The organism is Solidesulfovibrio sp. (genome assembly GCF_029978005.1).
Classification (GTDB): domain Bacteria; phylum Desulfobacterota; class Desulfovibrionia; order Desulfovibrionales; family Desulfovibrionaceae; genus Solidesulfovibrio.
Genome location: NZ_JARKOZ010000102.1, coordinates 1 through 11,697 on the forward strand (window position 1 = coordinate 1; position 11,697 = coordinate 11,697).

Annotated in this window: 7 protein-coding genes; 1 reads left to right on the top strand and 6 read right to left on the bottom strand. The window is 68.8% G+C overall.

From position 1 onward, the window contains the following. Nucleotides 1-222 precede the first annotated feature (222 nt). The 6 genes from Q1K70_RS11945 to rsmI all read right to left on the bottom strand — a co-directional run bounded on the left by Q1K70_RS11945 (nucleotide 223) and on the right by rsmI (nucleotide 9,176). On the bottom strand, nucleotides 223-1,101 hold the full coding sequence (locus Q1K70_RS11945; protein ID WP_300159722.1) for an oxaloacetate decarboxylase: 879 nt from the start codon (nucleotides 1,099-1,101) through the stop codon (nucleotides 223-225). Nucleotides 1,102-1,255: 154 nt separating this feature from the next. Beyond that, nucleotides 1,256-3,061 (bottom strand): ABC transporter ATP-binding protein, encoded by a 1,806-nt coding sequence (locus Q1K70_RS11950; RefSeq protein WP_300159725.1) that lies wholly within the window; start codon nucleotides 3,059-3,061, stop codon nucleotides 1,256-1,258. 128 nt (nucleotides 3,062-3,189) lie between these two features. After that, a complete protein-coding gene (locus tag Q1K70_RS11955) occupies nucleotides 3,190-5,925 on the bottom strand; it encodes a glycosyltransferase (RefSeq protein WP_300159727.1) in 2,736 nt (911 codons plus the stop codon). Nucleotides 5,926-6,316: 391 nt separating this feature from the next. Next, nucleotides 6,317-6,670, bottom strand: coding sequence for an Hpt domain-containing protein (locus Q1K70_RS11960; RefSeq protein WP_300159730.1), 354 nt, complete (start codon nucleotides 6,668-6,670; stop codon nucleotides 6,317-6,319). A gap of 132 nt (nucleotides 6,671-6,802) precedes the next feature. Continuing rightward, nucleotides 6,803-8,320 (bottom strand): ATP-binding protein, encoded by a 1,518-nt coding sequence (locus Q1K70_RS11965; protein WP_300159733.1) that lies wholly within the window; start codon nucleotides 8,318-8,320, stop codon nucleotides 6,803-6,805. A gap of 19 nt (nucleotides 8,321-8,339) precedes the next feature. Beyond that, a complete protein-coding gene (gene rsmI / locus Q1K70_RS11970; protein WP_300159736.1) occupies nucleotides 8,340-9,176 on the bottom strand; it encodes a 16S rRNA (cytidine(1402)-2'-O)-methyltransferase in 837 nt (278 codons plus the stop codon). A gap of 232 nt (nucleotides 9,177-9,408) precedes the next feature. On the opposite strand from rsmI, the gene Q1K70_RS11975 reads away from it, so the two are divergent. Next, nucleotides 9,409-11,115: an FAD-dependent oxidoreductase gene (locus Q1K70_RS11975; RefSeq protein WP_300159739.1), complete on the top strand. Its 1,707-nt coding sequence runs from the start codon at nucleotides 9,409-9,411 to the stop codon at nucleotides 11,113-11,115. The last annotated feature ends 582 nt before the right edge of the window (nucleotides 11,116-11,697 follow it).

Below are 11,697 nucleotides of genomic sequence, written 5' to 3' on the forward strand. Positions count from 1 at the left end.
ACCTCGTAGGGAACCCGGGGGAGGCAACCCATTTTTTAAAAATGGGGTTCCCTCCCCCGGACCCCCACCCTCCCGAAAAACTTTCAAGGGGGGGGCGTTATCGTGTTGCGGCCTACAAGAAATCCATCACCCGGCGGCCGAAGCCCGCCGAAAGTTTTGGGAGGGGTCCAGGGGAACCTTTTTTCAAAAAGGTTCCCCTGGCCGCCGGAGGCATCCCCCCTCCTACTCCTTGGCTCCGAAAAACAGCTTCTCGCGTTCGCGGATGTCGGCCGCGCCGATGAAGCGGAAGTATTCCTCGAAATCGACCATGGTGTCCGGCCCGGCGAAGCCGGCGCTGGTGCCATGGGCTTTAAGGTGTCCGGCCCAGGCCCGCAAGGCCCGCGTGGCGGTGAAGACCGAGGCGCAAGGATAGGCGGCCACGGCGTAGCCGACTTCCTGCAATTCGGCGGCGGAGAGAAACGGCGTGCGCCCGCCCTCGATCATGTTGGCCATGCTCGGCACGGGCACCGAGGCGTTGACCTTGCGCATGTCTTCGACGGAGGTCACGGCCTCGACGAAGACCATGTCCGCGCCGGCAGCGGCGTAAAGGTTGGCCCGGCGGATAGCTTCGTCCAGGCCGTAAACGGCGGCGGCGTCGGTGCGGGCCATGACGACGAAATCGGGGTCGCGCCGCGCCCACAGGGCGGCCCTCAGCTTGGGCAGGTATTCCTCCACCGGCACCACGGACTTGCCGGCCATGTGGCCGCAGCGCTTGGGATAAGTCTGGTCCTCGATGAACAGCGCCGCCGCGCCGAGCTGCTCCGCCTCGCGCACGGTGCGCACGACGTTGTTGACGTCGCCGAACCCGGTGTCGATGTCCACCATGACCGGGATGTCCACCCGGGAGACGAGGTGGGCGTAATGGGTGAGCATTTCCGTGGAGGTAAGCAGCCCGATGTCGGGCAGGCCGAGCAGGCTGCCGGCCGTGCCGTAGCCGGCCACGGACATGGCGGAAAACCCGGCCTCGGCGATGGCCAGGGCGGCCAGCCCGTCGTGGGCCACGGGCATCATGAGGATTTCCGGAGCATTGACCAGTTCCCGAAAACGCGTCGTCTTTTTCACGCCAGCCTCCTGGGTTGGGTTGCGGCAAGAGGACGGAGCCCGGGCGCGGCGTATTGCCGCCGCCCGCCGGGCGGCCTTCCGGTGGCGCGCCCGGCCCGGGCGGCCGTGGGACGGCCGGCCCGGGCGGGACGCGCGAAAGGCGAACGGGATGGTTCTAGGCGCAAAGGGGCTTGGGCGGCAACTTCTCGGGGCGGCCCTTGCCCATCTGGATGGCGTGCAGGCGGGCGAATTCGCCGTTTTTGGCCATGAGCTCGTCGTAGGAGCCCATTTCGTGGATGCGCTGGTTTTTGATGACCAGGATCATGTCGGCCCGGCGCATCATGGACAGACGGTGGGCGATGACGAAGGTGGTGCGGTTTTCCATCAGCCGCTCCAGGCCTTCCATGATCAGCGCCTCGGTCTCGGCGTCGAGCGCCGAAGTGGGCTCGTCGAGGATCAAAAGCGGCGAATCCTTGAGGAGCGCCCGGGCGATGGCCAGGCGCTGGCGCTGGCCGCCGGACAGGTTGGCCCCTTTCTCGCCAAGCACCGTGTCGTAGCCCTCGGGCAGGCCGACGATGAAGTCGTGGGCGTTGGCGAGTTTGGCCACCCGCTCCACTTCCTCGCGCGTGGCCTGCTTCTTGCCGTAGGCGATGTTGTCGTGGACGGACATGGGGAAAAGCTGGGTTTCCTGGAGCACGATGGCGATGCGGCGGCGCAGGCTTTTAAGGGACACATCGCGCAGGTCCTGGCCGTCGATGACGATGGAGCCCTTCTGCGGATCGTAGAAGCGCAGCAAAAGGCTTATAAGCGAGGTCTTGCCGGCCCCGGTCTGGCCGACCACGGCCACGGTGGAGCCGCCCTTGCAGACGAAGTTCACGTCGTTGAGGACCATCTTCTCCGGGGTGTAGCCGAAGCTCACCTTGTCGAAGCGCACCTCGCCCTTGCTGACCGTCAGCTCCGGGGCGTCGGGCTTCTCGGGCACGGCCTCGTCCACGGCCAGCACGTCCATGACGCGCCGGGCCCTGGCCAGCGAGGCCCGGATGCCGGCCACGGTGTCGCTTAGGCTGTTGAGCGGCGTATAAAGCGAGGCCAGGTAGGCGATGAAGACCAGCAGCTCGCCGGTGGAGAGCGCGCCTTCGAGGACATGGCGCACGCCGATGTAGAGCACGAGCGCCGTGCCGGCGGCGGTGATGCCGGAAACCAGCCAGCCGTAGACGGTCTGCAGGGCGTAGAGCGAGAGCTTGCGGTCGAAGGAGTGCTTGGACTCGGCCACGAACTTACGCCGCTCCTCCTCTTCCCGGCCGAAGGCCTGGACCAGGGTGATGGAGGAGAAGATGCGCTCCACGGTGGTGTAGACTTGCGACTCCTTGAGGTGCGTCTCGGTGGTCAGATCGCCGATCTTGCGGGACACGCGCGAGATGGCCAGGAAAAGAAACGGAATGACGCAAAGCGCGTAGAGCGTGAGCTCCACGTCCATCTGCAGGCACACGGCCAGCATGCCGACGAGTAGAGCCGAGCTGGTCAGCGTCGTGAACACGCCGTTCATGAGCAGCGTCTGCACGGCGTAGGTGTCGCCCATGATGCGGTAGATGAGGTCGCCGGTGGGCCATTTCTGGTGGAAGAGCAGGGACTGGCGCTGGAGGTGGTCGAACAGGTCGCAGCGCAGGTCCTGGACCATGTCCTGACCCATGCGGATGGTCAGGTAGTTGTTGCAAAGCTGCACGAAGCCGACCAGAAAGTGCACGCCGACCAGCATGCCGACCACGCAGGCGAGCTTGAAGCCGATGGTCCAGACGGCCAGGTCCGGCGTCCAGCCGAAGACGTCCAACGGCTTGCCGCCGATGATCTGGTCCACGGCCAGCTTGAGGGGCCAGGGTTTGAGGAGTTCCATGGCGCTGGCCAGACCGACCAGCCCCAGGCCCAGGATGAAGAGGTATTTGTACGGCTTCAAATACCCCAGCAGCGTGCGAAACATGCTCATGGCGAAGGTCCTTGCGGGGTTTCCCCGCGTCGCGCCGGGCGTCCCCGGCATCCCCCGAAGGGGCGGAAAAACCGTGATGCGCCGTCCCTTGCCTCGTTCGGCAAGGGACGGCGCATCGATTGCCTGACTTAGGCGGCTTCGGTCTCGACGGCCGGCTCGGACTCGGTCCGGGCGGCCTCGGCCGTGGCGGCGACTTCGGCCTCGGCTTCGGCTGAGCGGGGCTTGACGACCTTGGCCACGCGCTCGTCCTTGGGTTCGGTCAGGGAGCAGCCGGGGCGGGTGACCATCACGTACTGGGTGATGGTGGCGACCAGGGAGGCGGCCCGGTACAGGCCCGCGGCCATGGACCCGGCCAGGGTCAGGGCCACCGCGCCGGCGGCCGCGGCCGCGACCGGATGGAAGAAGGCCAGGGAGCCGGCCAGGCCGAGGCTCGCGACCAGGGCGGCCACCGAGAGGCCGGACGGCAGCACCGAGCCGGCCATGCGCACGAAGCGCTTCTCGCCGCCGTGGTTCTCCACGGTCACGCGCAGCCGGGCGGCGGTCAGGCGGCCGGCCTTGACCGAGAGGTCCCAGGGCGGCGTGGACGAGGAGGCGGCGAAGCCGGTGTCCAGGGCGTAGGAGACGCCGAGGGTGCGCAGCAGGCCAATGACCGAGCCGAGCAGTTCGTCGCGCTCCAGGCCCTTGTTGTTCCAGAAGAAGCGGTGGAAGGACATGCGGTGGGCGACAATCCCGCCGGTGGCGGCCAGGCGGCGCAGCAGCCCCACGCGGGGCAGGTCGGCTTCGTCGCAGGCGGCACTTTCGGCCATGGGCAACGGACAGGCGCCCACGCCCGCGCCGCGCCGCACGCCCCACAGCGTCTTGTAGCGGGTCCAGCCGCGAAGGACCGGCTGGGCCAGGGTCAGGCCGGCGATGGTCAGGCGCGAGGCCAGGTTGTCGTGGTGCTCGGGCAGCCGGGCCTTGCTCACCCGGTAGGAGACGAAGGCGATGGTGGCGGCGGCCATGGCCAGGCCGACGCCGCCGGCGATGAGGCTCAGCGGCGTGGCCAGCAGGCAGGCCACGGCCACGGCCATCCATTCCATGGACAGCGGCAGGTAGGCGGCGAGGCTCCCCTTGGGCTCGTACAGGGTCTGGAAAAGCCCCATGCCGAAGGCCCCGTGGTAGACGATGGGCCGGGCGGCCAGGAGCGCGCCGGAGATGTCGCCGTAGATGCGGCCGGCCCAGCGCGAGTTGCCGAGCATGTTGAAGCGGTGCTTGTGCTTGGGCAGAAGCAGCGCCTCGGCGCGGCCGTAGCCCTTCTGCTGCTTCAGGTAGGCCGAGACGGTGTTGCGGCGGTGGTGCCAGACGAACATGGCGGCGGAAAAGCCGATGGTGTGCCCCTGGTCCTGGAGCCGCCAGCACACGTCCACGTCGTCGCCGGCGGCTCGGTAGGTGGCGTCGAAACCGCCGATGGCGGCCAGGTTTTCCTTGCGGTAGGCCATGTTGCAGCCGGGGATGTGCTCGGCCACCTCGTCGGTCAAAAGGACGTGGGTGGGCGCGCCGGGCGAGACGGCCACGCAGGCGGCGGTGCGGTTGTCCTCGGGCGGGGGCAGGTTGGGGCCGCCCACGGCCACGAAGCGTTTGTCGGCAAAGGCCCAGGCCATGTAGTGCAGCCAGTGCGGGTCCACGTAGCAGTCGGAGTCGGTGTAGGCCACGATCTCGCCCCGGGCGGCGTTCATGCCGACGTTGCGCGCGGCGGAAAGCCCCAGGTTGGGCTGGTGGATGACGTGGATGTAGGGCGCAGACGCGGCGTGGCGGTCGGAGATCTCGCCCGTGGCGTCGGTGGAGCCGTCGTCCACCACGATGACCTCGAAATTGGGGTAGCTCACCTTGGCGAACGAGGACAGGCAGCCGTCCATGGTGGAGGCGGCGTTGTAGGCGCACACCACCACGGAAATAAACGGCGCGTTCTCCGGCAGCATGGGCAGCTTCTGGCGGTAGACGTCGGCCACGGCCTGGTAGGCGGGCTTTTGCTTGCGCGTCTCGGTCACGACGCCGAACTTCCAGTCCTCGATCAGGTGGCCGCCGGTGTACCATTCGTCGGTCCAGGCGAAGACCATGGTGCCGGACACGCCGAGCTCGAAGGCGGCGCGCAACTGCCAGGACAGGGTCTCGGCCACGTGGGCCTCGTCGTTCCTTATGGAATCCATGCCGAATTCCGACAGCACCAGCGGCAGTTCGCCGGCCACGTTCTGCAGGCGCTTGACGTAGGAGCGGAAGGCCTTCGGGTCGTGCAGGTAGACGTTGACCGACAGGAAGTCCAAAAACGGCAGACGCAGGTATTCGGTGGAGGGGTAGTTGGCGTAGGTGACCATGCCCTCGGGGTCTTCCTCGCGCACGATGGAGGCGAGCTTGGCCAGGAACTTCTCGACCTTGCCCGCGCCGTGCCAGCGCACGATGTGGCTCGGGATCTCGTTGCCGATGAGCCAGGCCAGGATGGCCGGATGGCCGGCCAGGCCGGCGACGGCTTCCCGCACGGTCTTCTTGATGTCTTCCTTGACCTCCCACTGATCCAGGAAGCACAGGTGCTGGGGCCAGGGGATGCCGATCATGACGCGGATGCCGTGCTCGGCGGCGAGGTCCAGAAAATGGCGCGGCGGCACGTAGTACACGCGGATGGCGTTGACGCCGGCCCGGCGCATGAGCTCGAAGTCGCGGTGAACGGTTTCGTCCTCGGGGAGAGGCTCGCCCCGGGAATTCTCCGGGAACGGTCCGTAGGTGACGCCCTTGATGAAGAACTTGTCCTCGCCGGCGAACAGGTAACGGCCCTTGGCGCGAACACGGGGCAGGATCTTCTCGCCCGCCAGCCCTTCCTCGATCTGAAACATAGCTCCCCTTCTCCTGGTATGGCGACGTGTCGCCTGGTGTTGGTTGCGCCGCCCGCGCGCGGCGGTCGCGGCGTCGTACTTTTCTCTTTGCGGCAGCTCTCCGCCAACACCCCGGGATAACTTGTGAATATCTTCCATCGCGCCCCGGGGCGGCGGGCTTGCGGGGTACCGAATAGCAACTGTCGTGCCAGGGAGGGAAAGGCAGGCGAAAGGCGGGTCGGTGGCGGGGAGAAGGCGGGATTACGGTCGCCGGTTACGAAAATTGCGCACGTGATTACGGAAACGTAATCGCCCCGGCGCAGCGGATGCGCCGATGGACGAATACATCAAGTAACCATCTGGAAATACTTGCAAAAGGACTGGAGACCGACGCCCCCGCCGTGCCGCAAGCTCAGAGCAGACCGCTCACGTGGCCGCAGGTGTCGACGAGAAGGGCCAGCACGGCCTGGGTCAGGCCGCCGGCCGCGGCCGCATCCCCGGCCTTGGCCGCCGTCTCCAGGGCGTAGGCGGCCCGGCGCAGGGGCTCGGCGAACATGGTGGCGGCCACGCCCTTGAGGGAATGGGCCTGGTGGGCCAGCCTGCCCATGTCGCCCCGCTCCAGGGCCGCTTCGAACTCCTGCCGGCGGCCGGGGGCTTCCGCGACGAACACCCGGAAGATCTCGGCCAGGAGTTCCTCGTCGTCGTCGAAGCGATCGCGCAACCGGGCCAGATCGATCAAGAGGTTTTTTCCGTCATCGCCGTCCATGCCTGCTCCTCCCCCGCTCCCGGGCCGGCCCGCCTCCGCGCGCGGGCAGGGCCGGGGACTTCGGACGCCTTCTTGGCCATCCTGCCTTGCCCGCCGCCCCCACGCGGGCGGAACCGGACGACGCGCGCCGGCTCAACTCCCGTCGCGGCCATCCGGCCCGGCCAGGACCGGCGGCAGATACAGCGTAATGACGCAGCCGCCGCCGGGCTGCCCCGCCGCCTCCACCGCGCCGCCGAAATCGTCCACCACCTTTTTGACCATGGCCAGCCCCAGCCCGTATTCGCAGTGGTCGCCCTTGTAAAAAGGACTGAACATGTTCTCCAGGTGTTCGCGTGTGGCTCCGCGACCGCTGTCGGCCACGCGCAGGCGCACCCGCTGGCCGTCCCGGTCGGCGGCCACGGACACGACGCCGCCGTGGGGCAGGGCCTCCACGGCGTTGCGCACCAGGTTGACCAGGCACTGCTTGAGCAGGGCCGGGTCCAGGGACACGGCCGGCAGCCCGGGCGGGATGTCCACGGTGAGCCCCACGCGCCGGGTTTCCGCCTCGAGTCCCACGGCCTCCAGGGCCTCCCGGGCCACTCTCTCCACCGAGGCCTGCCCCACCACCGCCCCCATGGGACGGGCGAACTCCAAAAACTGCTTGAGCAGGGCCTCCATGCGCGTGAGCTCCTCCACCACGATGCCGGCCTTTTCCCGGGCCGCCTCGGGCAGGCCCTCCATGCGCGACAGCCGCCTGGCGAAGCCGCTGGCCGCGAACAGGGGATTGCGGATCTCGTGGGCCAGGTAGGAGGAGAGCCGGCCAACGGTCTCGATGCGCTCGGCCTGGCGGGCGCTCAGTTCCCCCACGGTGCGGTCGGTGATGTCGCGGCGAAAGACCACCACGTGGCCCACCCGGCCCGAGGCGTCGCGGATAGGGTAGGCGTAGGCGCGGTAGTAGCGAAGCCTTCCGTCGGCGGCCACGGCCGTGTGCAGGCGCTCGGCCTTCTCCCCGGTGGCCAGGGCGACGTGGAAGGGGTCCTGGGGATCGCCAGGGTCGCATAGCGGCGGGTCCTCGGGCGAGGCGCGCAACTCCCGGCAGTCGCGGCCGATCAGGTCGTCCTTGGACCGGCCCAGGCGGGCGGCCAGATTGCGGTTGAGGTCCACCACCCGGCCCGAGGTCCCGATCAGGACGATGTCCTCCTGGACTTCGTCCACGATGGCCTCGAGCAGAAGCTTCTGGTGGTCCAGGCGGCGGCGGCAGTGCGCCCCGACGGACACGGCGCTGGACAGGGCGCACAGGAAAAACGAGGCCGTGCTGTCGATGAGCGACGCGCCGACGGGCATGTCCCGGGCCAGCGCGCGGCGGTCCAGGCCGCTTCGCAGCTCGACCACGAGATTGATGTCCGGGGCGTGGGCGAAAAGTTCCTTGTGGGAGGGGAAAAACGGCACGTCGCGCAAAAGCGGCGACAGCCGTCTGGGGTCGTCTGGGTCCAGGCCGGCCACGCCGGCCAGGTGCATGGGGGGCAGGAATTCGCGGAACTCGTCCCCGGCCACGATCTCCAGTATGGTGTCGAAGCCCGGACCCACGCCGACCACGCCGACCAGGTACTCGCGGTCCTCGGCGTCCAGCACGCAGTAAGCGTCGTCATGGGGTCGCGGCGCGTCGGCCATGCGGCGTTCCCTCTCCCTGTCAATCGTGAGCGCGTCCGGCCAGCATGGCATAAAGCTCCTTGACGGTCCATCCCGAAAGCCGCGCCGAGGCGCGCCTGGCCGCCTCGCGGGGCTTGCCCCCGGCCGCCGCCTCCTCGGCGAGCACGGCCCGGGCCGTGGCCGCCTCGGAACGCTCCCCGCCTCCGGGGCCGACCACCACCGTGACCTCGCCCAGAAGCTCCATCTCCCGGCCGGCGAACTCCGAGAGCCGGCCGGACAGGAACTCCTCGAAGGTCTTGGTCAGCTCCCGGCAGATGACGCATTCCCGGTCGCCAAGGGCCGAAAGCGCCGTGGCGAGGGTCTCGGCCAGGCGGTTCTTGCGCTCGTAGAAGACGAGCGTCGCGCCCGTGGCCCCGAACCTCGCGAAAAGCTCCCGGGCCTCGCCGGCGCTTCGCGGCGGAAACCCGAGGAAGCTGAAGGGATAGGGAGCCAGGCCGGCGGCGGACAGGGCGGCGGCCACGGCCGAGGGGCCGGGCACGGGCGAGACGACGAAGCCCGCCTCCCGGGCGGCGCGCACCAGCCGAAAGCCCGGGTCGGCCAGAAGCGGCGTGCCGGCGTCGGAAACCAGCGCCACGTCCAGGCCCTCGCCGAGCCAGCCGAGGACCTGCGGCAGCCGGGCCTCCTCGTTGTGCTCGTGGAAGCTGGCCAGCCGCCTGGCCGCGATGCCCAGGGTCTTGAGCAAAAGCCCCGTGCGCCGCGTGTCCTCGGCCAGGACCACGGCCGCCTCGGCGAGGATTCCGGCCGCCCGGGGGGAGAGGTCGGACGGGTTGCCAAGGGGGGTGGCGACGATGAAAAGCGTGGATTTCCGGGTTTCCAAGAAGCGATCCTCCACCCCCCTGGTACCGTCAGGCGCGCGTCGCGGCAAGGCCCGGGCATTGACAAGGCGCGACTTTGGACTACTTTACCTGCGATCCAACACGGTCCCGGGAAAGCCCCCGCGTCTGCAACAACGCGGCATTCCGACCGTGTTCGTATGAAATGCATCGCGACGTTCCATGACGCATGGCCGTCGGTGGAACGTCGAACAACACGAAACGCGAGGACAGGTCATGCCGCAACAGGTCGTCATCATCGGAGCCGTGGCCCTTGGCCCCAAGGCCGCCTGCCGCTTCAAGCGGCTTTCCCCGGACAGCAAGGTCGTCATGCTCGACCGCGACATGCGCATTTCCTACGGCGGCTGCGGCATCCCCTATTTCGTCTCCGGCGAGGTCAGCGACGTGAGCGCCCTGCAGTCCACGGCCTTCCACATGGTGCGCTCGCCCGAATTCTTCCACGACGTCAAGGACGTGGAAGCCCGGGCGCAGACCGAAGCCGTGGCCGTCGACCGCGCGGCCAAGACCGTCACGGCCCGCAACCTGGTCACCGGGACCGAGGAGAAGATCCCCTACGACAAGCTGGTCATCGCCACGGGCAGCACGCCGCGAAACCTGGGCATCCCGGGGCTCGACCTGCCGGGCGTGCACGCCGTCAACAACCTGGAGGCGGCCGAGGCGATCAAGAAATCCGTGGCCGGCGGTTCAGTGGGGTCCGTGGCCATCATCGGCTCGGGCTTCATCGGCCTCGAAATGGCCGTGGCCTTCGCCGACATGTGGGGCCTGGACGTCACGGTCATCGAACTCTTCGACCAGATCCTGCCGGGCGTGACCAGCCCGACGCTGGCCGGCATGGCCCAAAAGCACATGGAGGACAAGGGCGTGGCCTTCCGCCTGGCCGAGAAGGTCCAGGCCATCGAGGGCGACGGCAAGGTCGAGCGCGTGGTCACGGACAAGGGGACGGTCGAGGCCGACCTGGTCATCGTGTCCGTGGGCGTCGTGCCCAACGACGATCTGGCCAAGGCCTGCGGCCTGGAAGTCTCCCCGCGCGGCGGCATCGTGGTGGACGACCATATGCGCACCTCCGACCCGGACATCTACGCCGGCGGCGACTGCGTGGTGGTCAAAAACCTCGTGACCGGCCAGCCGGCCTACCTGCCGCTGGGGTCCATGGCCAACCGGCAGGGCCGGGTCATCGGCGACAACCTGGCCGGCGGCGACTCCCGGTTCGAGGGCGTGGTCGGCTCCTGGTGCGTCAAGCTCTTCGACCTGGGCGCGGCCGGCACGGGCCTGACCCTGGCCGCGGCCAAGCGGGCCGGGCTCGACGCCGTGGCCACGCACATCACGGCCGTGGACCGGGCCCACTTCTACCCCGAGCATGCGCTGATGTCCCTGGAGCTGGTGGCCGAGCGCGGCTCGCGCCGGGTGCTGGGCCTCCAAGGCCTTTCCGTCAACGGCGACGCCGTGGTCGGCAAGGTCAACACCGTGGCCGCCATGCTGCCCTCCGCGCCCAAGGTCGCGGACGTGTCCAACGTGGAGGTGGCCTACTCGCCGCCCTTCGCCGCGGCCATGGACATCCTCAACACCGTGGCCAACGTGGCGGACAACATCCTGTCCGGCCGCAACTCGGGCATCACCGTCAGCGAATTCGGCGAGCTGTGGAGAAAGTCCGACCTCGGCGACGCCTACATCATCGACTGCCGCGAGGAGCCGCAAGGCGGGCCGCTGGCGGAGAAGCACCCCGGCCGCTGGCACAACATCCCCCAGGGCCAGCTGCGAAGCCGCCTGGACGAGGTGCCCCGCGACAAGCAGATCGTGCTCATGTGCAACACCGGCGCGCGCTCCTACGAGGCCCTGGTGACCCTCGCCCACATGGGCTTCGACCGGGTCGTCAGCGTCGAGGGCGGCATGGCCGCCGTCAACGCCGCCGGCATCGACGTGTAGCGGAGAGGGCGCAGGAGGCGGAGGGGAACGCCTCCGGCGGCCAAGGGGGCGCGCCCCCTTGGAACCCCGTGAAGGGGAGACTTACTTGCCGGTATCGCCTGGCTGTCCGCGAGAGCGGACGATGCAAAATCCAGCCTGAATCGGGGCCGGTCGCGCGACCGGCCCCTTTGTTTTGCGCCGGTCGGGCGAGGCGCGACCGCTCGCGCCCCGCTTCGCCTTTCGCCCCCGCGCGGGACGCCGTCCCGCATCGGCGACCGCTTCGGTCCGCCTCACTCCCCTGCCCGGCCGTCCGCTTCACGAAGCGCCGCCGGTCCCGCGCCTCGCCGCGCCGGCCTGCCCCTCGCCGCGCCGGTCCTGCCCCTCGCCGCGCCGGTCCTGCCGCCGCCAGGGCCGCCCGCCGCTCCCGCCGCGCGGGCGGCCCCCTCTCCGGGCCGTCGAACCGGCCGACCGAGCGGCCTGACGGGCAGCCCAGGCAGGCGGAGACGCGTCGGCTCCTCGCTCCTTCGAAAAACCGTCAGGTCACAAAGAATAATTTTCCATCTGACTTGAAAGATACGATTATTTATAGTACAAATCTTTCGT